Source organism: Anoxybacillus sp. EFIL, assembly GCF_013096955.1.
Lineage (GTDB): Bacteria > Bacillota > Bacilli > Bacillales > Anoxybacillaceae > Anoxybacillus > Anoxybacillus ayderensis.
In genome coordinates this window covers 73,568-94,002 of sequence record NZ_SDLH01000001.1, presented here as the reverse complement: position 1 = coordinate 94,002, position 20,435 = coordinate 73,568, and the positions used below count along the sequence as shown (strand labels likewise).

The following is a 20,435-nucleotide window of genomic DNA, read 5'->3' as shown; positions in this document are numbered from 1 at the left end:
AAACGATGACACCATTTAAATTAACAAAAATTTTAAACTTAAAAGAACATGAAAAACAAAAAGCGTTGCACGAATATGAAGAAGCGCGCAACCGATTTGAAGAAGTGGCGGAAAAACTATATCACTTTTTAAAGCAAAAAGAAGATTATGAAGAACAACATAAACAACAACTACAATTAGGGGTAGCGATTCAACATATTCGTTCGTTTCAACAATTTATGAGCAATTTGCAACGCGTTATCGACCATTATCAACATCTTGTCATGCAAGCCCGACAACAAATGGAGTTGAAACAACTGAAGTTAGTTGAATTGAATGTAGAAGTGAAAAAATACGAAAAAATAAAAGAAAAATATGACGATATGATTGCAACACAAATGCGAATCGCAGAACAAAAGCAGATGGACGATATTTCAATACAGCAATATTGCTATCGAGAGACAAGGTGAGCGTCAATGGAACAGTTTGAAAAAGAAGAAGAAACGAAAAAAACAAGTAAGTTTCAATGGTTTCTCTTTGTCGTTTTTATTCCACTTTTATTTACAATCTCGGTTGTTTTACTTATTTTAACATTCTCCGGTATTAACGTATTTGAACAAGGGAAAAAATATGCGAGTCAATTGCCGTTCGTATCACAATGGATTGAAGGAACGGAAGCAAACGAAAAAAAGAAACTACAAGAACAAATCGTTGAGCTAAAAGCAACGATTGTCGAAAAAGAGAAACAACTAACAAAAGCGAACGATGCGCTCAAAGAAAAAGAAGGGGAAATTGATGCGCTGAAACAAGAAATTGCGCGTCTGAAAGCAGAAAAAGAACAAGCTCAGGGGCCGACAACGCCACCAACAGAACAAACAAACACTTCACGTGTGGACGTTGTGAAAATGTATGAAACGATGTCTCCAAAAAAAGCAGCAGAAATTATTCCGCAAATGTCGGACCGCGAAGCTGTCGATTTGCTTTCGCAACTAAAAACAGATAAAGTGGCGGCCATTTTAGAAAAAATGGATGCAGCAAACGCCGCAAAATATACGAGCTTGCTTGCGAAAAAAGCGAACAATTGAAAGGAGGTGAAAACATGAATATCGCACCGATTTCCTCGTTGACTTCGTTTCGAGGGCAACAGGCACAAACAACGGTCCAAACGAATGATGGCAACGCATTTGCTCATTTGCTTTTGTCGCTACGGCAACAGTCGGCACTACAACCATCGCCTGAGCAACATATGGTGCAATCAATCGATTGGGAAGCATTGCAACAATGGTTGACGCAACTACCGGACGATGTCACGTATGCAGATGCCGACATGTTGTCAAACGAAATGATACAGTCGTTCCTTTCTTTTTTACCAGAAGAAGTAAGAGAGAAAATGGTCGATCGTTTTTCAACAAGTCAACCGTTTGAAACGATGTTTGCGTCAGAAAATGATCGAAACGAAGAAGATGAACTTGCGCTTATGATGGTATTGTTTCAACTCGAACAAAAGCAGCAGACGATTCCAGAGCCGATCATCGAACAAGTACGCACAAAGATGCGCACGATGTTTAGCATGGGTGATGAGCAAAGTAGCACGATGACAGCGATGTTGCAAAATTTAATAAAAGAAATGAACGAGAGTGACAAACGAGCGATTGCTACGTCTCACACGCCAGACGATCGCACGCTCGAAAATCTGTTGAAAGATGCGCCATTCACATCACGTTTGCAAGAACAAAGATTTGATTTAAAAGGCGCTGCATTATTACAAGGGGAACGAGTGGATTCCAAAGGCGTTGCACTATTACAAGGGCAACAAGTGGATTCCAAAGGCGTTGCACTATTACAAGGGCAACAAGTGGATTCCAAAGATGTTGGCTCATTAACGCAAGAGAAACAAGCTGTCCAAAAACAATTTACATCGTTATCACAAGCACAGCTACTTGCCCAAAAAGAACCTACATCATTATTACAAGATCGTAAACAACCGATTGCTCCCAAGTATGAACATATGTTACATGTCGGGCAAACAAATGAACATGCACCGATGGAACTCAAAACGATCGATACAACAAAAGATACGCCTTTTGTTACACAGTTTGAACGCATTTTGCGAACAAGTAAACTGACGCAATGGAAAAATGGCAATACACAAATGCTTATTCGTTTGCATCCGGAACATTTAGGGTATGTCACAATTAAGCTCATTCAACAAAAAGGAAAATTGACGGCAAAAATGATTACATCAACCGATGCGGCGAAACAGTTAGTTGAACAACATATTCATCAGCTGTCACATATTGTTGATCATATTACCGTTGAGAAGTTTCATGTATTTGATGAAGCAAAATTTCGCGACCATTCATTCCAACAACAAAAACAGCAGCACCAAGAACAACAAAAAGAACAAAAGAAACAACATGACGAATCTTTTGATGAGTGGTTGAAAGAATGGTTTGACTTTGAAAAGAGGTGATGAACGTGACAGCCATTGATCCGAGCTTATTTTTATCACAGCGTCAAACACAACAAAGAGCAACAGGAAAAAGCTCATTAGGAAAAGATGATTTTTTAAAAATTTTAATTGCCCAATTGCAGCATCAAGATCCGTTAAATCCGATGGAAGACCGTGAATTTATTTCGCAAATGGCGAATTTTTCATCGCTTGAACAAATGGTAAATATGTCAAATATGATGAGCAAATTTATCGAGACACAAACAGGTACATCAGAAAAACTTGTGACGACGCTAGATTTGTTAAAAAAGTCAATTCAACAACAATCGACGCCATCGCTTGCTCAATATAGCGAATGGATTGGCAAAACGGTCACATGGGATGAACAAAGCGGCGTTGTGAAAGCGGTCGTTCAAAAAGGAACGGAAGTATGGTTAGAGCTTGAACAAGGGGAAACTGTTTTAGCCTCTCGCGTCACAAAAGTGTCGCAATAAAGGAGGTGAGTGAATGAATCGCATTCAATTTTTCCCGCACACTCCGCTTATTCCGACAAAAAAACAAGCGGTCGTTTCAACAGAGCGACAATCGTTTCGGGATGAGCTTGCCAAAGCTGAACAAACGTTAAAAATAAGCAAACATGCTCAACAACGATTGCAAGAACGAAATATTCATATTAACGATGAACAATGGGAAATGATCGGACAAAAAATTGTCGAAGCGAAACAAAAAGGGGTGCGCGATTCGCTCGTCATTACAGATGAAGCGGCACTCATTGTCAGCGCTGTGAATCAAACGGTCATTACAGCAATGCATCGTGAAGAAGCGCAAACGCAACTGTTCACAAACATCAATGGTGCGATTATTATATAAGGCTGGACCTTCATTTGGAAGCCTTCGAGCGTGCGGAATGACAGAAGCCGCTCAAATGATGAAAAGGAGAGGATTATATGTTACGTTCCATGTTTACAGGCATTGGTGGTATTCGCAACTTTCAATATAAATTAGACGTGATTGGTAACAATATTTCTAACGTCAATACGTATGGCTATAAAAAAGCGCGCGTCACATTTAAAGATCTCGTTTCCCAACAAATTTCCGCGGCGACATCATCAACAGGAACGCGTGGAGGAATTAACGGCAAACAAATCGGACTAGGAAGCGGCCTCGGTTCAATTGAAACGATTCATACGCAAGGATCGACGCAAACAACATCGCGCCCACTTGACTTAGCGCTCGGTGGCGACGGATTTTTCGTCGTCGGTTCGATTAACGATGTAACGTTAATTAGTATGGATGGACCGGCTGGGAAATTAGGAACAAATAAAGTAAATACAGGTGTACCGATCGACCGTGTCTTTAACTTAAGCTTTACACGTGCTGGAAACTTTTATTTAGATGAGTATGGATATGTCGTAAATGCAGATGGACAGTATTTAATTGGTGAAGCAGCGATTAAAACATTGCCTTCTGCCACGAACCTTACTCAAGTGAACACTTTAAGAACTCAGCTCGATAGCTTTGTTAATGGATCTAGTGGATTAGTTAATTTTGTTCAAAATTGGAAAAATAACTTTGACCCTCCTTCGTTTTCTAACTTTAATACTTTTATCAATAACTTTAATACGCAAATAAACAATATGAATACAAATGTGGGCAACTTTAATAACAATGTTTCTCCAAAAGCAAGTATTAACAACATGACAACGATTCCGACGAGCGGATGGCCAAGTACGCTAGATCAAGCAGAAAAAATGATGGGTCCATACTTGGAAGGAATTAGTGGGGCTATTGAGAGCATTCAACAAGTGTTGCAAGATTATAGCGAGCCAAAATACGGCAACGTGACAAGTTTTGAACCAGGGCTAATTCAAATTCCGAAAACAGCGAAAAGCTTTGGAATTACAGCGGACGGAAAAGTGACATTTATTGATAGCAACGGACAATTAAAAATTGCTGGACAAATTTTGTTGGCGCAATTTCCAAACCCAACCGGTTTAGAAAAAATGGGCGGCAATACGTTTAAAGAAACAAACAACTCCGGTAAGCTTGACCGAAATGCGAACGGTTTGACGATTAATGAGTTATCGCGCCCTGGTTTAAACGGCGCGGGCGAAATTATTTCCGGCGCTTTAGAAATGTCGAACGTAGACTTATCCGAAGAATTTACGGAAATGATCGTCGCACAACGCGGATTCCAAGCAAATACGCGCATTATTACAACGTCGGACGAAATTTTACAAGAGCTTGTTAACTTGAAGAAATAATAAATAAAGGGGGGACGGGGGCGTTTGCCCCCGATACATAATGATTCAATTAACGCGGTTAAACGGCAAACCTTTTACGTTAAACGCCATTTACATAGAGCAAGTGGAAGCATTCCCAGATACGACAATTACGTTAACGAATGGTAAAAAGTTTGTCGTGCGGGAGTCTGTTGAAGATGTTATGTTATTAGTAGAAACGTTTTATCGTAACATTTCTGTTCTCGGATTAAGGAGAGATGCGGAGGGATCCGACGTTGAAGGACAATAAAATGTTAAAAATCATGCTTATTGTGATGGGGGTTATTACGCTCGTTAGTGTTGTCGCACTTGTCGTTGTCATGAAGTTTATGGGGAACGATGAGCCGAAAGAACCGACGGTCGATGAAATTGTTGCAAGCTCATTTGATGTACCGGAAATGATGACGAATTTAATGGACGGCAGCTTTATTAAAATTGCGTTTAAAATTCAAACAGATAGCGAAAAAGCAAAAGAAGAAGCAGAAAAACGCGATTTTCAAATTAAAAATATCATTATTGAAGAATTGTCAGAAATGACAGCCGAACAGTTTAAAGGAAAACAAGGAAAACTACTTTTAGAGAAAAAATTGCAAGAGCGTATCAATGAGGTCATGCAAGAAGGAAAAGTTGAGAAAATTTATATAACCTCCTTTATTCTCCAGTAAATAAAATGAATAGGAGTAGGAGGTGAGAACGGTGTCAGGAGAAGTTTTATCGCAAAGTGAAATAGATGCGTTGCTGGCGGCGCTATCTGCTGGAGAGATGAGTGCCGATGAATTGAAAAAGGAAGAAGCAGAGAAAAAAGTAAAAGTGTATGACTTTAAACGGGCATTGCGGTTTTCAAAAGACCAAATTCGCAGTTTAACGCGCATGCACGAAAACTTTGCCCGATTATTAACGACATTTTTTTCAGCGCAGTTGCGAACATATGTACAAATTTCTGTCGCATCGGCTGACCAATTGCCGTATGAGGAATTTATTCGTTCCATTCCGAAAATGACGATTTTAACAGTGTTTGAAGTCCCTCCACTTGATGGACGCGTGCTGTTAGAAGTGAACCCAAATATCGCTTATGCGATGCTTGATCGCGTATTAGGCGGCAGAGGGGTAAGTTTGAACAAAATTGAAAACTTAACAGAAATCGAAACAAAAATTATGTCAAATTTGTTTGAAAAAGCGTTTAGCAACTTGCGTGAAGCGTGGGAGTCGGTAGCGGATATCGATCCGATGTTAACTGATTTTGAAGTAAACCCGCAATTTTTACAAATGGTATCACCAAATGAGACGGTTGTTGTTATTTCGTTAAATACGCAAATTGGTGATACGAGTGGCATGATTAATATTTGTATTCCGCATGTTGTGTTAGAACCAATTATTCCGAAATTATCGGTTCATTATTGGATGCAAACGCAAAAAAAAGCGCGCGAACCAGAAGAAGTGGCGACGTTACAAAAGCGACTAAAACAAACGAAAGTGCCGATGATTGCAGAGCTTGGTACATCGACCATTTCTATCCAAGAATTTTTACAACTTTCCGTTGGCGATGTCATTCAACTAGATCAAACCGTGCGTGATCCGCTTGTGATTAAAGTAGGAGATGTGCCGAAGTTTATTGGACAGCCCGGAAAAATGAATAAACGATTAGCCGTACAAATTTTAGATGTGATAAAGGGGGAAGACGGCGATGATGAGTGACGATATGTTATCTCAAGACGAGATTGATGCGTTGTTGCGAGGAATTGACGAAGACCCGATGCCGTCTAGCACAATGTCGATCGATGAAGTGTTAACACCGATCGAACAAGATGCACTTGGTGAAATTGGAAACATTTCGTTTGGTAGTTCAGCGACAGCGCTCTCGATGTTATTAAATCAAAAAGTGGAAATTACAACACCGAGCGTTTCGCTCATTGAGCGTGCACGCGTGGCAGAGGAGTTTCCACATCCGTATGTGGCGATTCAAGTGAGCTATACGGAAGGATTTTTAGGAACGAATTTGCTTGTGATTAAGCAGTCTGACGCGGCCATTATTGCTGATTTGATGATGGGTGGAGACGGAACAAATCCGCCAGCATTCATGGATGAAATTCAGCTAAGTGCCGTGCAAGAAGCGATGAACCAAATGATGGGTTCCGCTGCCACATCGATGTCGACGATTTTTAGTAAAAAAGTCGATATTTCTCCGCCAAGTTTACATTTGCTTGATTTATCAGAAGGAGAAGGATTTGAATATTTACCGCCAGACGATGTGCTTGTAAAAGTATCGTTTCGTTTAAAAGTAGGCAACTTAATTGATTCGAACATTATGCAACTGTTGCCGATTCATTTTGCGAAAGAATTAGTCGAAAATTTATTAAATCCGTCTAGTACAAAGGCACAAACATCAGCTACAATAAATACGAATGAGCCACGTCAAACCGCGCCATCCGCACAAACACAACAAGCGCCTTCACCGGCTCAACAAACGCAAAAAGAAGCTCCTCAACATGTAGGAACCGGAGCTGTGCAGCAGCCTGTCAACGTTCAGCCTGTTGCTTTTGCAAGTTTTGAACCAGCGCCGTTGCCAGAGACGGAATCGCGCAATCTCGACATGTTGCTTGATATTCCGTTGCAAGTGACGGTAGAGCTTGGGCGAACGAAGCGCTCTGTTCAAGATATTTTAAGTTTATCGTCAGGGTCCATTATCGAACTCGATAAGCTGGCTGGTGAACCGGTTGACATTTTAGTAAACAATAAATTGATCGCCAAAGGTGAAGTCGTTGTCATTGATGAAAATTTTGGCGTGCGCGTGACAAGCATTATTAGCCAGAGCGATCGATTAAACAAATTACGATAATTTGGGAGGTTTTTGGAGAATGGCGAGAATTTTAATTGTTGATGATGCAGCATTTATGCGAATGATGATTAAAGATATTTTAACGAAAAACGGACATGAAGTCGTTGCTGAGGCAGCTGATGGAGCGCAAGCGGTAGAAAAATATAAAGAGTTTCGTCCAGACTTAGTTACGATGGACATTACGATGCCAGAAATGGACGGCATTACAGCGTTGAAAGAAATTAAAAAAATTGATAGCAACGCAAAAGTCATTATGTGTTCGGCCATGGGACAACAAGCGATGGTCATTGATGCGATTCAAGCAGGAGCAAAAGACTTTATCGTCAAACCGTTCCAAGCAGATCGCGTTATTGAAGCCATTAATAAAACGCTCGGTTAGAGGTGGAATTCATTGCGCTATATTCGCATCATGATGTTGTGCGCGTTCGTTGTTCTGCAAGCAGTTTCCCCTGCTTTTGCAGAACAAACGAATAGCGTCAAAGAATGTGTAGAGCATCCAGAAAAGTGTAAAGAACAACAAGTGAACGGGGCAACGAAAGCGGAAACGGTTGCCCAACCAGATCCGATTACGTTTTGGGATTTTGCGAAACTAATCGCTGCAACGGCTTTTGTTGTGTTTTTGTTATATACCCTTTTAAAATGGCTAAATAAACAAAACCGATTTTATGAGCGAAAAGGGCTCATTCAACATTTAGGTGGGACAAGTTTAGGAACGAATCGAACGATTCAAATTGTGAAAGTTGGTCGACGTGTGTTTGTCGTCGGTGTGGGGGAATCGATCCATTTATTGAAAGAAATTACGGACGAACAAGAAATTGAAGAGCTGCTTAAGCAACATGAAGCGCGGCTTGATTCATTGCTTGATACGAGCGTATGGAAATCGCTCCAATCGCTTTGGCAGCGAAAAGCGAGCGAACCTCGTTTTCGTCAGTTGTTTGATCGCGAGTTACAACGGTTAGCTGAAGAGCGAAAAAAAGCGATGAGAGCGCTAGAAAAAGAAAGGGATCCACATGAATGAAGTGATGCAGTTTTTTAACAATAGCGCCCCTGACAATGTAGCGACATCTGTGAAGCTGTTATTGTTGTTAACCGTGTTGTCGATTGCACCTGGCATTTTAATTATGGTGACATCGTTTACGCGCATCGTCATCGTCTTATCGTTTGTCAGAACAGCGCTCGGCACGCAACAAATGCCGCCAAACCAAGTGATCATCGGGCTATCGCTATTTTTAACATTTTTTATTATGGCACCGACATTTCAACAAATTAACCGTGACGCTTTACAACCGTTATTTGATGAAAAAATTAACTTAGAGCAAGCATATGAACGAGCCGAAGTGCCGTTGAAAGAGTTTATGAGCAAACATACGCGGCAAAAAGATTTAGCTTTATTTTTAAGCTATGCAGGAGCTGAACAGCCAAAAACGGTGCAAGATATTCCGATGTCAGCACTCGTCCCTGCATTTGCGATTAGCGAATTAAAAACGGCTTTTCAAATCGGCTTTATGCTATTCATCCCGTTTTTAGTGATTGATATGATTGTTGCAAGCGTGTTAATGTCGATGGGGATGATGATGTTGCCGCCGGTCATGATTTCGTTGCCGTTTAAAATTTTATTATTTGTTCTCGTGGACGGTTGGTATTTAGTTGTGAAATCGTTATTAGAAAGCTTTTAAAGTAGGTGGGAAAAATGAGTCCCGATTTTGTCATTCAAGTGGCAGAACGCGGCGTATATATGGTGCTTATCGTATGTGGACCGCTCATGTTGCTTGCGCTTGCGGTCGGATTATTTGTCAGCATTTTGCAGGCAACGACACAAATTCAAGAACAGACGTTAGCGTTCGTTCCAAAAATTGTCGCTGTTCTCATCGGTCTCGTTTTTTTCGGACCGTGGATGCTTTCGCGCATGATTTCGTATGCATACAATATTTTTAGTAACTTAAGTAAATTTGTAGGATGAAGCGTATGGAGTTATACACGTATGTACCAACGTTTTTGCTTATTTTTGCGCGCGTCGCTTCCTTTTTTGCGACGATGCCGCTTTTCTCTTATCGGAATGTGCCAAACGTTCATAAAATCGGTTTTGCCTTTTTCATTAGTTGGATCATGTTTTTTTCCCTTGATCCGAAACCGATCGATGTTGACGGAACGTATATGATGTTGCTAATTAAAGAAGTGCTTGTCGGGCTGTTGATTGGGCTTGTTGCGTTTATTATCATGTCAGCGATTCAAATTGCGGGCGGACTCATTGATTTTCAAATGGGCTTTGCGATCGCAAACGTCATCGATCCACAAACAGGCGCACAAAGCCCATTAATGGGACAATATTTGTATACGATCGCTTTGTTTTTTTTACTTGCCGTCAATGGACATCATTTGTTGTTAGACGGTATTTTTTATAGTTATCAGTTCATTCCGCTCGAGCGCCTCATTTCTTTCGGAAATGGACAAATCGCAGAACAAGTCGTTCGTTTATTTCAAGCGATGTTTGTCATTGCGTTACAAATGGCCATTCCCATTGTCGGCTGTTTATTTTTAGTGGATGTAGCGCTTGGCATTGTCGCACGCACCGTTCCTCAAATGAACATTTTTGTTATTGGATTGCCTGTAAAAATTATCGTTAGTTTTGTTTTGTTTGTCATTGTATTTTCAAGCATGTTTGTCGTAACAAAACAACTGTTTGAATTCACTTTTACGTCGATGCGCGGCATGATGAAGCTGTTAGGGGGCGCGTAACGTGAGCTGGCTGTCGGTTGATTTGCAGTTTTTCGCCGGAGAAAAAACAGAAAAAGCAACGCCGAGAAAACGGCAAGAAGTGCGCAAAAAAGGGCAAGTAGCGAAAAGTGCTGATGCGACTGCAGCTTTTTTAATGCTCGTCGTTTTTCTTACTCTTTCGTTTTCTTCGGGCGTGTGGGGAGATGCGATTGTACGACTGTTTCGTCAATCTTTTCAACATTATTTTTTCATGGATGTGACGGTTGATTCTGTGCAGCTGATTTTCGTTGACCTTCTTCGCCAGCTTGCGATGCTTGTTGGACCGATTTTTTTAGCCGCGATTGCCGCAGCGCTATTTGTTAATTTTGTGCAAGTTGGCTTTTTGTTTACGACAGAACCGTTGCAAATGAAACTAAGTAAACTCGATCCGATTCAAGGATTCAAGCGCATCTTTTCCCTTCGTTCACTTGTAGAATTGTTAAAGTCGATTTTAAAAGTGCTGTTTGTTGGCGTTGTGACATTTTCAGTTTTATGGTTGCACATGGGTGATATTTTATCGCTATCCCATAAATCAATTGGTGCTAGTGCGATCACGCTTGGACGTTTAACGATTCAAATGGGGATCGTCGCTTCTGTCGCTTTACTGTTTCTTTCGATATTCGATTATTTGTATCAACGGTACGATTTTGAAAAAAATATTCGTATGTCAAAGCAAGATATTAAAGATGAATATAAAAAGACGGAAGGAGACCCGCTCATTAAATCGCGCATTAAGCAAAAGCAGCGAGAAATGGCGATGCGCCGTATGATGCAAGAAGTGCCGAAAGCGGATGTTGTTATTACAAACCCGACGCATTTTGCCGTTGCGTTAAAGTATGATGAACAACAAGCGGATGCCCCGATCGTTGTTGCCAAAGGGGCAGACTATATGGCACAAAAAATAAAAGATATCGCTAAAAAAAACGATGTGATGATCGTTGAAAATCGTCCGCTTGCGCGCGCACTATACGATCAAACAGATATCGGTATGGTTATTCCGGAAGCTTTTTTTAAAGCGGTAGCAGAAATTTTAGCGTACGTTTATAAAACGAAAAATAAACTTTAATTTTTATGTATGTGAACAGGAGAGAACGTTTATGTCGGCAAGGGACTTATCTGTATTACTTATGGTTGTATTAATTGTAGCGATGCTCATCATCCCTCTACCATCATGGTTGCTTAGCATCCTCATTATTATGAATATTTCTCTTGCGTTGCTCGTTCTCTTAACATCGATGAATATGCGCGAACCGCTCCAATTTTCGATCTTCCCTTCGCTTCTCCTTTTGCTTACATTATTTCGCCTCGGTTTGAACGTTTCAACGACTCGCTCGATTTTGAGCAGAGGAGAAGCAGGAGGAGTCGTTGAAACGTTTGGAACGTTCGTCATCGGTGGAAATGTTGTTGTTGGTTTTGTTGTCTTTTTAATTTTAATTATTATTCAATTTGTCGTCATTACAAAAGGGGCGGAGCGCGTATCAGAAGTTGCGGCTCGTTTTACGCTCGATGCGATGCCGGGAAAACAAATGAGCATTGATGCCGATTTAAATGCTGGCATTATCTCCGAACAACAAGCGAGAGAACGACGTGAAAAAATTGCGCAAGAAGCGGATTTTTACGGTGCGATGGACGGAGCGAGTAAGTTCGTAAAAGGTGACGCGATCGCAGGAATTATTATTGTATTAATTAACATGTTATTTGGAATCGTCATCGGCATGGTGCAACAAGGGATGGACATCGGGGAAGCAGCAAGAAGATATACGCTATTGACCGTTGGGGACGGAATTGTTAGCCAAATTCCAGCGTTATTAATTTCAACGGCCACTGGTATTGTCGTCACCCGTGCAGCCTCTGATGATAATTTAGGTGCCGACATTATGCGGCAGCTGTTTGCGTATCCGAAAATGTTATACGTCACAGCGGGAACCATTTTTTTACTCGGGTTGTTCACTCCAATTAATGATTTGTTAACGATTCCGATTGCTTCTTTGCTTGCTTTCGGCGCATATCAATTGACAAAACAAGCTCGTGTGGCAGAAACGACAACAGAAGAGACAGAAGAGGAAATCGAAACCGATCAAATGAAAAGTCCAGAAAGTGTTGTTAGTTTATTAAGTGTCGACCCAATTGAATTTGAGTTTGGGTACGGACTCATTCCGCTTGCTGACGCTAATCAAGGCGGAGATTTATTAGATCGTATCGTCATGATTCGTCGCCAACTTGCTTTAGAGCTTGGTATCGTCATTCCTGTTGTTCGCATTCGTGATAACATTCAACTGCAGCCGAATGAGTATCGACTAAAAATTAAAGGAAATGAAGTGGCGCGTGGCGAGTTGTTGCTTGATCATTATTTAGCGATGAGCCCTGGCGTTGATGATGATTCCATTGAAGGAATCGATACGATTGAGCCGGCTTTCGGTTTGCCAGCAAAATGGATTTCCGAAGAAATGAAAGAGCGAGCTGAAATGTTTGGATATACGGTCGTTGATCCGCCATCTGTCGTATCGACGCATATCACTGAGCTGTTAAAAGCGCATGCGCATGAGTTGCTCGGTCGACAAGAAACGAAGCAGTTAATCGATCATGTCAAAGAATCGTATCCAATTTTAGTTGAAGAAGTGACGCCGAATCCACTATCGGTTGGCGACATTCAAAAAGTGCTTGCGAATTTATTACGTGAAAAAGTATCGATCCGCAATTTGCCGGTTATTTTTGAAACGCTTGCAGATTTTGGACGAATGACAACAGATCCAGATCTTTTAACAGAATATGTGCGTCAAGCGCTCGCGCGTCAAATTACGAGCCAGTATGTTGTTGAAGGTCAGCCGTTGCGTGTTATTACATTATCAGGAAAAGTTGAAAAAATGATTGCCGAAGGCGTGCAACAAACGGAACACGGCAATTACTTGGCGCTTGATCCCGTTGTTTCACAAGCGATTATTGAAGCGATTGCTATGCAAATTGAGCAATTTCCGTTTCAAGATCAATCACCGATTTTACTTTGCTCGCCGGCTGTGCGCATGTATGTTAGACAATTAACCGAACGATATTTCCGTCACGTTCCGGTCTTGTCGTATAATGAACTTGAAGCCAATGTGGAAGTTCAAAGTGTTGGGGTGGTGAATGTGGAATGAAAGTAAAAAAGTTTGTTGCTTCGTCTATGCCAGAAGCGATGAAAATGATTCGTGCGGAACTTGGAAATGATGCTGTTATTTTAAACTCGAAAGTCGTACAAAAAAAGGGCTTTCTTGGTCTATTTTCCCGAAAAAATATTGAAGTGATTGCTGCCGTTGATCCAAAGCCAACCACTCCGCCTGTTCAAAAAATGAAAGAAAAACGAAAAGAGCGCACAGAACCGTTGCGTGATGAACAGCTATTAAAAGAAATTCATGAATTAAAAGCGACGATCCGTCAGTTGTCACAAGGAGGGGGAGTTGAGCATTACCCCGCTCCGTTAAAAGCGATAGATGCCCATTTAATTGATCAAGAAGTAAGCGATGATGTGCGAGCGATGTTCATGTCTACTTTGTTGCAACGATGGTACACGTCGGGAGCGAACGGATCGTATGACGAAGTAAAGAAATGGCTTTATGAGGAAATTGTAAACACATTATCTTCTCTTTCGTTCGGCGGTATTTCTTTTCAAAAAAAATTCGTTAACGTTGTTGGACCAACAGGGGTTGGAAAAACGACGACACTGGCGAAAATGGCAGCCGATTGCGTCATTAAACATAGAAAAAAAGTAGCATTTATTACGACCGATACGTATCGCATCGCAGCGATTGATCAGCTAAAAACATATGCAAAAATTTTAAATGTGCCAATTGAAGTATGTTACAATCTTGACGATTTTCGCCAAGCAAAAGAGAAGCTTACATCGTACGATATTGTTTTTATTGATACGGCCGGAAGAAATTTTCGCAACGTCCAATATGTGAACGATTTAAAAGAAATGATCGATTTTAATGAAGAAATGGAAACATTTCTCGTCTTATCGTTAACAGCGAAATGGCGAGATATGAAAGAAATTTATACACAGTTTTCCCTCATTCCGATTCATAAATTTATTTTCACGAAAATGGACGAAACGAGTCGGCATGGGGCGATGTTAAATATGATGGTTCAATGCGGTATCGGTACAGCGTATATGACGCACGGGCAAAACGTGCCAGACGATATCGTTGAAGCTACTCCACAACTTGTGGCAAATATGATTACCGGGGTCGAGCAACAATGATGAGAGATCAAGCGGAAAGCTTACGTTTACGTGTGAAAAAAATGCAACACGGTTCAGAAACGAAAGCGATTGCTGTGTTAAGTGGAAAAGGTGGCGTTGGAAAGTCGAACGTTTCGCTAAACTTTTCATTAGCGCTACGTCAGCGGGGGAAACATGTATTGTTGTTTGATATGGATATCGGAATGGGAAATATCGACATTTTACTTGGACAAACGTCATCCCATACGATCATCGATATTTTTCGTCCAAATGTCACCATTCATGATATTATAAAGACAGGACCGAATGAGTTGGCGTTTATTGCAGGGGGAACGGGATTTACCGAAATTTTTCATATGGACGAACAACAAGTGGAATATTTTATTGAACAGTTACAACACGTTTCTGTGCAATATGATTACATCATTTTTGATATGGGAGCGGGGATGTCCGAAGATCGTCTTCAATTGTTAAAGGCGGTTGATGATATTTTCATCGTAACAACCCCTGAACCAACCGCTTTAACTGATGCATACGCAACGATGAAATACATTCATTTAGCGGACCCACACCTTCCGATTTATGTGCTAGTGAATCGTGTGCGTTCGGATAAAGAAGGAATCGAAACGTTACAACGTTTAAAACAAGTGGCGAAACGTTTTTTAGGAAAAGAGTTACATGCCTTAGGATATGTGCCAGAAGATCGAACAGTAAGCACAGCTGTTATTCGTCAAACGCCTTTTCTTTTGTTTGATCCGAGTGCGAAGGCGAGCAAGGCGGTAGTACAAATGACAGATCGCTATTTAGCAGATGAAGAGCATGAGGGGAAAGAGAAGCGCCCGTTTCACTTTTTTGCCAAGCTGCGTCAATACTTTTTAGAAAGGTAGGTTATCATCGCCGTGAAGAAAGCAAAAGTGCTTGTCGTTGATGACTCTGCTTTTATGCGAAAATTAATTAGCGACTTTTTGTCAGAACATCCCCGCTTGCACGTTGTCGGTACAGCACGTGATGGACAAGAAGCGCTACAAAAAATTGAGCAATTACAACCTGATGTTGTCACGTTAGATGTTGAGATGCCTGTCATGAACGGGCTTGAGACGCTAAAGCATATTATGCAGAAACGTCCGCTTCCTGTTGTCATGATTTCAAGCACGACGACAGAAGGAGCGGAAAATACAATTTTAGCGTTGCAATACGGTGCCGTTGATTTTATTGCTAAGCCCTCAGGTGCCATCTCGCTAGATTTATATAAAATTAAAGATAAAATGATCGAAAAGGTGCTTTTAGCGAGCGAAGCGAATTTGCGAACGGTAAAGACAAAGCAAAAAATGTCTATGTTGCCACAAAAGCAATATAGTAAAATAGAGGTAAGCGAACGACAACATGTGAGCGGAAACAAAAAAATCATCGCCATCGGCACATCGACGGGTGGACCGCGTGCGCTTCAGCACGTGTTAACGAAATTTCCAGCGACCATTGATGCACCTATTTTAGTTGTGCAACATATGCCAAAAGGATTTACAAAATCGTTAGCGAACCGCCTCGATTCGTTATGCGATATTCGGGTGAAAGAAGCAGAAGACGGTGAAGTTATTCAAAAAGGGACGGCATATATCGCACCGGGTGGAAAACATTTATATGTCAAACGTGTCGGTACATCGCTTGCCATTCATCTTGATGAAGCAGCACCGCGCAACGGACATCGCCCTTCGGTTGACGTCATGTTTGAGTCGTTAAGCGCTCTAACAGATTACGAAAAAATTGCCGTCGTTATGACGGGAATGGGTTCAGACGGCACAGCAGGATTAAAACAGTTAAAAATGTCTGGTAAAACGTTTGTTATTGCAGAATCTGCTGAATCTTCAGTCGTATTCGGCATGCCAAAATCGGCCATTGCTGCGAACGTCGTTGATGAAATTGTTCATGTTGATGATATTGCTGAAGCGGTAATGAAGCACGTACAAGTTTGAGGGGGATAGGAACAATGGACATGAATCAATACCTCGAAGTGTTTATTGATGAAAGTAAAGAACATTTACAAACGATTAACGAACAATTGTTAGAGCTTGAAAAAAATCCAGATGACGTGTCGATCGTCAATGAAATTTTCCGTTCTGCCCACACGTTAAAAGGGATGTCAGCGACGATGGGATTTGAGGACTTAGCGAATTTAACACACCAAATGGAAAATGTGCTTGATGGCATTCGCAATGGGAAAATTGCGGTGACACCTGAGTTGCTTGATGTCATTTTCCGTGCCGTTGACGATTTAGAAGCGATGGTTGTTTCCATTGCAGAAGGTGGGGATGGAAAGCGTGACGTTACAGCCGTTGTTGCGCAGTTAAAACAAATCGAAAAAGGAGAAGTCGTTGTCGCTCCACAAAAAAGCAATGCAATCCAAGAACAAACGTACGATGAATTTGAATACACCATTTTAAAACAGTCAGCTGAGCAAGGATTTCATAGCTACGAAGTGAGCGTAAAATTGCGTTCCGACTGCTTATTAAAGGCCGCTCGTGTATTTATGATTTTTGAAGTCATTGAACAAATTGGTGAAGTAATCAAATCTGTTCCGTCAGTAGAAATGCTTGAAGCGGAACAATTTGACGATCAATTTGTCGTGACAGTTGTGACAAAAGTATCACAAGATGAGTTACAAAAACGCATTATGAAAGTGTCCGAGGTAGAAGAAGTAAACGTTCAGCCGGTTGATTTACATAGATCTGAAAACACGGTCGAACAAAAAGAAGAGCAGAAAAAGGAACAAAAAGAAGAAACAAAAACGGTTGAACAAACAGTCGAGAAAAAACAAGAAGCACAAGAAGAAAAGCAAACGGGAAAGCAAGTGAGTAATAAAACGATTCGCGTAAATATTGAGCGGCTCGATATATTAATGAATTTGTTCGAAGAGCTCGTCATTGATCGCGGTCGATTGGAACAAATTTCACGCGAGCTAAACAACCCAGAATTACACGAAACGGTTGAACGTATGTCACGCATTTCAGGCGATTTGCAAAACATCATTTTAAATATGCGCATGGTCCCTGTTGAAACGGTATTTAACCGCTTCCCGCGCATGGTTCGTCAATTAGCTCGCGATTTAGGAAAGAAAATTAACCTTGAAATTATCGGAGCAGAAACGGAGCTTGATCGCACGGTGATTGATGAGATCGGCGATCCGCTCGTTCACTTATTGCGCAATGCAATCGACCACGGTATTGAAACGCCAGATGTGCGCCGTGCGAAAGGAAAGCCGGAAGAGGGGACAGTCAAGTTAAAAGCGTATCATAGCGGCAACCATGTATTTATTGAAATTGAAGATGACGGTGCAGGCATTAGCCGTGAAAAAGTGTTGAGAAAAGCGATTAGTAAAGGGATTATCTCCGAACAAAATGCGGCGAATTTAACGGATAAACAAGTATATGAGCTTATTTTTGCGTCAGGTTTTTCGACAGCAGATAAAGTATCTGATATTTCTGGGCGTGGTGTCGGCTTAGATGTTGTCAAAAGCACGATCGAATCGCTTGGTGGTTCGGTATCAATTGATTCAGAGGAAGGAGTCGGCTCCGTCTTTTCGATTCAACTACCGCTTACACTATCTATTATTTCTGTCATGTTAGTTGAAATTCAAAAGGAAAAATATGCAATTCCACTGTCATCTATTATCGAAACGGCTATTGTGAAGAAAGAAGATATTTTACATGCTCATAACCAAAAAGTCATTGATTTCCGTGGAAAAGTTGTTCCGCTTTTATTCTTAAAAGATATTTTTGAAGTGCCTGTCGTCAAGGAAGAAGACGATTTCTTATCGGTCGTCATGGTGCGGAAAGGTGAAAAAATGGCTGGACTTGTCGTCGATTCGTTTATTGGTCAACAAGAAGTGGTGTTAAAATCGCTTGGCAACTACTTAACGTCCGTGTTTGCGATTTCTGGAGCGACCATTTTAGGTGACGGACAAGTGGCGCTCATTATTGACTGCAATGCGCTCATTAAGTAGGGACAAGCGAGAGGGGGAATATAATGTGGCTGAGCTGAAAGTGATTGTATTTCAATTAAAAGACGAAGAATATGCCATTCCAGTTCAACAAGTACGTTCAATTGAAAAAATTCAACATATTACGCGCGTTCCTCGCGTTCCGAAGTATGTGAAAGGCGTCATTAATTTGCGCGGCGTTGTAACACCGATTATTGACTTGCGCATGCGTTTCGGTTTAGAGGAAGCCGAGTTTTCTGACCATACGCGCGTCATTATCGTTGCGCTCGATGATATGGAAGTCGGTTTAATTGTTGATGCGGCAAACGATGTCGTTGATATTTCAACAGAAGCGATTGAACCGCCACCAGAGGTAGTGGATACAACAACAGCGGAATATATTAACGGTGTCGTGAAAATTGGAAAACGACTATTCATTTTATTAAACTTAGAAAAAGTATTAAAAACAGAGAAAGGATAAATCGTCCATGTCATATTTTGAACGGATGGATGCCGTCCATATGGACATACTAAAAGAGATTGGAAATATTGGTGCGGGTCACGCAGCGACAGCGTTATCAAAGCTGTTAAATAAAAAAATTGAAATGACGATTCCGGATGTGCGCATCATTTCATTTGATGAAATGATGGATATTGTTGGAGGAGCTGACAATGTCGTCGCCGCTGTTTTCTTGCGCATTGAAGGAGATGCGCCAGGGAATATGTTTTTCGTATTATCTATTGAACAAGCGGAGCGGTTTATTCAGCAAATGATTGGCGATGAACAGTTTAAACTAGAGCAAGATTGTTCCGAATTGTCGCTATCTGCGTTGCAAGAGCTAGGCAACATTTTAGCCGGTTCGTATTTATCGTCTTTGTCAGATTTTACTCATTTAAATTTATATCCATCTGTTCCGGCGCTTAGCATTGATATGATTGGTGCGATTTTAAGCTATGGATTAATTGAAATGTCGCGCGTTGGCGATCATGTCATTGTCGTTGATACAGCCATTCATGAAGAACATCAGCCTGATGACCGTGTAAACGGACACTTTTTCCTACTCCCTGACCCTGAATCATTTCACATTATTTTTCGGGCTTTAGGTGTGGAACATGATGAGTGAAATTGTTCAAGTAGTAAAAGTAGGAATTGCTGACATGAATGTAGTAAAGGCACCACATGTCATTCGTACATGTGGACTTGGCTCTTGCGTCGGTGTCGTTGTGTATGATTTAGCAAAAGAAGTGGCAGGGATGGCGCATGTCATGCTCCCTGACTCATCGTTAGCAAAATCCGAAAACATGAATGTAGCAAAATATGCCGACACTGCGATTGAAGAGTTAGTGCGCCGAGTCATTGGGGCGGGGGGAAGAAATGGTCATTTGAAGGCAAAAATGGCTGGCGGTGCGCAAATGTTTCAGTTTCGTACAGGTACGACAGATATGATGCGCATCGGACCGCGCAACGTTGAGGCTGTTCGTGAGCAGCTTCAACGTTTTCGCATCCCAATCGTTGCTGAAGACGTCGGAGGGAGTAGTGGACGAACGATTGAATTTCATCCGAAAACAGGCATGTTGCTCATTCGAACAGTAAATCAAGGGGTACGGGAAATGTAATGGCTAGTACATGGAAATTTAACGTGATGTTTGCCTTATTTGGCTGTATCGTCGCTTTTTTTTCTTCATTATTGCAAAATAGTGTATCGACATCTATGATACGTGCGTTGATCGCATTTGTTATTTTCTTTGTTTTTGCATTTATCATTCGTTGGATGATGGCGTTTATTCAAAAAGATGTATCGACACAAAACATGTCGTTCACATCATCAGATGAAATCGAAGTGGAACAGATGATTGAAAATTTAAACGAAGAAGAGCAACAAAAAGTAGCAGAGTATATTCGGCAACTATTGAGGCAGGAAGAAAAGTAAATGAACGTTAAC

The 20,435-nt window shown here is 41.1% G+C and carries 25 protein-coding genes; all 25 read left to right on the top strand.

The features are described 5' to 3' along the window. Window positions 1-5 precede the first annotated feature (5 nt). The 25 genes from fliJ to ES017_RS00325 all read left to right on the top strand — a co-directional run bounded on the left by fliJ (window position 6) and on the right by ES017_RS00325 (window position 20,423). Window positions 6-449 (top strand): flagellar export protein FliJ, encoded by a 444-nt coding sequence (gene fliJ / locus ES017_RS00445; RefSeq protein ID WP_021094212.1) that lies wholly within the window; start codon window positions 6-8, stop codon window positions 447-449. Window positions 450-455: 6 nt separating this feature from the next. Further along, window positions 456-1,064 carry a MotE family protein gene (locus ES017_RS00440; protein ID WP_021094211.1) on the top strand — a complete coding sequence of 203 codons (609 nt, stop codon included), beginning with the start codon at window positions 456-458 and terminating at the stop codon, window positions 1,062-1,064. 14 nt (window positions 1,065-1,078) lie between these two features. After that, a complete protein-coding gene (locus ES017_RS00435; protein ID WP_021094210.1) occupies window positions 1,079-2,452 on the top strand; it encodes a flagellar hook-length control protein FliK in 1,374 nt (457 codons plus the stop codon). 5 nt (window positions 2,453-2,457) lie between these two features. After that, entirely contained in the window at window positions 2,458-2,925 is a 468-nt protein-coding gene (locus ES017_RS00430) for a FlgD family protein (protein WP_021094209.1), read from the top strand. Between the two features lie 13 nt (window positions 2,926-2,938). Beyond that, window positions 2,939-3,301 carry a TIGR02530 family flagellar biosynthesis protein gene (locus tag ES017_RS00425; RefSeq protein WP_021094208.1) on the top strand — a complete coding sequence of 121 codons (363 nt, stop codon included), beginning with the start codon at window positions 2,939-2,941 and terminating at the stop codon, window positions 3,299-3,301. Window positions 3,302-3,378: 77 nt separating this feature from the next. Next, window positions 3,379-4,695, top strand: coding sequence for a flagellar hook-basal body complex protein (locus ES017_RS00420; protein ID WP_021094207.1), 1,317 nt, complete (start codon window positions 3,379-3,381; stop codon window positions 4,693-4,695). A gap of 40 nt (window positions 4,696-4,735) precedes the next feature. Then, window positions 4,736-4,963 carry a flagellar FlbD family protein gene (locus tag ES017_RS00415; protein WP_021094206.1) on the top strand — a complete coding sequence of 76 codons (228 nt, stop codon included), beginning with the start codon at window positions 4,736-4,738 and terminating at the stop codon, window positions 4,961-4,963. A 1-nt stretch (window position 4,964) separates the two neighbouring features. Further along, window positions 4,965-5,378, top strand: coding sequence for a flagellar basal body-associated protein FliL (gene fliL / locus ES017_RS00410; RefSeq protein ID WP_081977235.1), 414 nt, complete (start codon window positions 4,965-4,967; stop codon window positions 5,376-5,378). A gap of 31 nt (window positions 5,379-5,409) precedes the next feature. Then, window positions 5,410-6,408 (top strand): flagellar motor switch protein FliM, encoded by a 999-nt coding sequence (fliM, locus tag ES017_RS00405; RefSeq protein WP_021094204.1) that lies wholly within the window; start codon window positions 5,410-5,412, stop codon window positions 6,406-6,408. After that, window positions 6,398-7,549 carry a flagellar motor switch phosphatase FliY gene (gene fliY, locus ES017_RS00400; RefSeq protein WP_009732897.1) on the top strand — a complete coding sequence of 384 codons (1,152 nt, stop codon included), beginning with the start codon at window positions 6,398-6,400 and terminating at the stop codon, window positions 7,547-7,549. The genes fliM and fliY overlap by 11 nt, the downstream gene beginning before the upstream one ends. A gap of 19 nt (window positions 7,550-7,568) precedes the next feature. Further along, complete coding sequence (locus ES017_RS00395; protein ID WP_003394872.1) at window positions 7,569-7,928, top strand: chemotaxis protein CheY; 360 nt, start codon at window positions 7,569-7,571, stop codon at window positions 7,926-7,928. Window positions 7,929-7,940: 12 nt separating this feature from the next. Continuing rightward, window positions 7,941-8,567, top strand: coding sequence for a flagella biosynthesis regulatory protein FliZ (gene fliZ / locus ES017_RS00390; protein WP_021094203.1), 627 nt, complete (start codon window positions 7,941-7,943; stop codon window positions 8,565-8,567). Next, complete coding sequence (gene fliP, locus ES017_RS00385; protein ID WP_021094202.1) at window positions 8,560-9,225, top strand: flagellar type III secretion system pore protein FliP; 666 nt, start codon at window positions 8,560-8,562, stop codon at window positions 9,223-9,225. Before fliZ ends, fliP begins: the two co-directional genes overlap by 8 nt. A gap of 14 nt (window positions 9,226-9,239) precedes the next feature. Continuing rightward, window positions 9,240-9,509, top strand: a complete 270-nt coding sequence (gene fliQ, locus ES017_RS00380; RefSeq protein ID WP_021094201.1) for a flagellar biosynthesis protein FliQ — start codon at window positions 9,240-9,242, stop codon at window positions 9,507-9,509. After that, window positions 9,506-10,285, top strand: a complete 780-nt coding sequence (gene fliR, locus ES017_RS00375; protein WP_081977232.1) for a flagellar biosynthetic protein FliR — start codon at window positions 9,506-9,508, stop codon at window positions 10,283-10,285. Before fliQ ends, fliR begins: the two co-directional genes overlap by 4 nt. Before the next feature lies 1 nt (window position 10,286). Then, entirely contained in the window at window positions 10,287-11,369 is a 1,083-nt protein-coding gene (gene flhB, locus ES017_RS00370) for a flagellar biosynthesis protein FlhB (protein WP_021094199.1), read from the top strand. Between the two features lie 31 nt (window positions 11,370-11,400). Continuing rightward, entirely contained in the window at window positions 11,401-13,437 is a 2,037-nt protein-coding gene (flhA, locus tag ES017_RS00365; protein WP_021094198.1) for a flagellar biosynthesis protein FlhA, read from the top strand. Next, on the top strand, window positions 13,434-14,540 hold the full coding sequence (gene flhF, locus ES017_RS00360; protein ID WP_021094197.1) for a flagellar biosynthesis GTPase FlhF: 1,107 nt from the start codon (window positions 13,434-13,436) through the stop codon (window positions 14,538-14,540). The genes flhA and flhF overlap by 4 nt, the downstream gene beginning before the upstream one ends. Beyond that, window positions 14,537-15,406, top strand: a complete 870-nt coding sequence (locus tag ES017_RS00355; protein WP_021094196.1) for a MinD/ParA family protein — start codon at window positions 14,537-14,539, stop codon at window positions 15,404-15,406. The genes flhF and ES017_RS00355 overlap by 4 nt, the downstream gene beginning before the upstream one ends. A gap of 12 nt (window positions 15,407-15,418) precedes the next feature. Continuing rightward, the gene (locus ES017_RS00350) at window positions 15,419-16,489 is read left to right on the top strand and encodes a protein-glutamate methylesterase/protein-glutamine glutaminase (RefSeq protein WP_085788787.1); all 1,071 of its coding nucleotides are present in this window, start codon (window positions 15,419-15,421) and stop codon (window positions 16,487-16,489) included. 14 nt (window positions 16,490-16,503) lie between these two features. After that, window positions 16,504-18,516: a chemotaxis protein CheA gene (locus ES017_RS00345; protein ID WP_042894100.1), complete on the top strand. Its 2,013-nt coding sequence runs from the start codon at window positions 16,504-16,506 to the stop codon at window positions 18,514-18,516. A 25-nt stretch (window positions 18,517-18,541) separates the two neighbouring features. Next, complete coding sequence (locus ES017_RS00340; protein WP_085789629.1) at window positions 18,542-18,973, top strand: chemotaxis protein CheW; 432 nt, start codon at window positions 18,542-18,544, stop codon at window positions 18,971-18,973. 7 nt (window positions 18,974-18,980) lie between these two features. Beyond that, window positions 18,981-19,616 carry a chemotaxis protein CheC gene (locus tag ES017_RS00335; RefSeq protein WP_042894103.1) on the top strand — a complete coding sequence of 212 codons (636 nt, stop codon included), beginning with the start codon at window positions 18,981-18,983 and terminating at the stop codon, window positions 19,614-19,616. Further along, window positions 19,609-20,109, top strand: a complete 501-nt coding sequence (locus ES017_RS00330; protein ID WP_035062979.1) for a chemotaxis protein CheD — start codon at window positions 19,609-19,611, stop codon at window positions 20,107-20,109. Before ES017_RS00335 ends, ES017_RS00330 begins: the two co-directional genes overlap by 8 nt. Beyond that, the gene (locus ES017_RS00325) at window positions 20,109-20,423 is read left to right on the top strand and encodes a hypothetical protein (protein ID WP_021094190.1); all 315 of its coding nucleotides are present in this window, start codon (window positions 20,109-20,111) and stop codon (window positions 20,421-20,423) included. Before ES017_RS00330 ends, ES017_RS00325 begins: the two co-directional genes overlap by 1 nt. The last annotated feature ends 12 nt before the right edge of the window (window positions 20,424-20,435 follow it).

Bases quoted from the DNA above. Each gene is read 5' to 3' on its own strand.
- fliJ (WP_021094212.1), top strand. From the start codon at position 6: ATGACACCATTTAAATTAACAAAAATTTTAAACTTAAAAGAACATGAA.
- ES017_RS00440 (WP_021094211.1), top strand. From the start codon at position 456: ATGGAACAGTTTGAAAAAGAAGAAGAAACGAAAAAAACAAGTAAGTTT.
- ES017_RS00435 (WP_021094210.1), top strand. From the start codon at position 1,079: ATGAATATCGCACCGATTTCCTCGTTGACTTCGTTTCGAGGGCAACAG.
- ES017_RS00425 (WP_021094208.1), top strand. From the start codon at position 2,939: ATGAATCGCATTCAATTTTTCCCGCACACTCCGCTTATTCCGACAAAA.
- ES017_RS00420 (WP_021094207.1), top strand. From the start codon at position 3,379: ATGTTACGTTCCATGTTTACAGGCATTGGTGGTATTCGCAACTTTCAA.
- ES017_RS00415 (WP_021094206.1), top strand. From the start codon at position 4,736: ATGATTCAATTAACGCGGTTAAACGGCAAACCTTTTACGTTAAACGCC.
- fliL (WP_081977235.1), top strand. From the start codon at position 4,965: ATGTTAAAAATCATGCTTATTGTGATGGGGGTTATTACGCTCGTTAGT.
- fliY (WP_009732897.1), top strand. From the start codon at position 6,398: ATGATGAGTGACGATATGTTATCTCAAGACGAGATTGATGCGTTGTTG.
- ES017_RS00395 (WP_003394872.1), top strand. From the start codon at position 7,569: ATGGCGAGAATTTTAATTGTTGATGATGCAGCATTTATGCGAATGATG.
- fliP (WP_021094202.1), top strand. From the start codon at position 8,560: ATGAATGAAGTGATGCAGTTTTTTAACAATAGCGCCCCTGACAATGTA.
- fliQ (WP_021094201.1), top strand. From the start codon at position 9,240: ATGAGTCCCGATTTTGTCATTCAAGTGGCAGAACGCGGCGTATATATG.
- fliR (WP_081977232.1), top strand. From the start codon at position 9,506: ATGAAGCGTATGGAGTTATACACGTATGTACCAACGTTTTTGCTTATT.
- flhA (WP_021094198.1), top strand. From the start codon at position 11,401: ATGTCGGCAAGGGACTTATCTGTATTACTTATGGTTGTATTAATTGTA.
- flhF (WP_021094197.1), top strand. From the start codon at position 13,434: ATGAAAGTAAAAAAGTTTGTTGCTTCGTCTATGCCAGAAGCGATGAAA.
- ES017_RS00355 (WP_021094196.1), top strand. From the start codon at position 14,537: ATGATGAGAGATCAAGCGGAAAGCTTACGTTTACGTGTGAAAAAAATG.
- ES017_RS00345 (WP_042894100.1), top strand. From the start codon at position 16,504: ATGGACATGAATCAATACCTCGAAGTGTTTATTGATGAAAGTAAAGAA.
- ES017_RS00335 (WP_042894103.1), top strand. From the start codon at position 18,981: ATGTCATATTTTGAACGGATGGATGCCGTCCATATGGACATACTAAAA.
- ES017_RS00330 (WP_035062979.1), top strand. From the start codon at position 19,609: ATGAGTGAAATTGTTCAAGTAGTAAAAGTAGGAATTGCTGACATGAAT.
- ES017_RS00325 (WP_021094190.1), top strand. From the start codon at position 20,109: ATGGCTAGTACATGGAAATTTAACGTGATGTTTGCCTTATTTGGCTGT.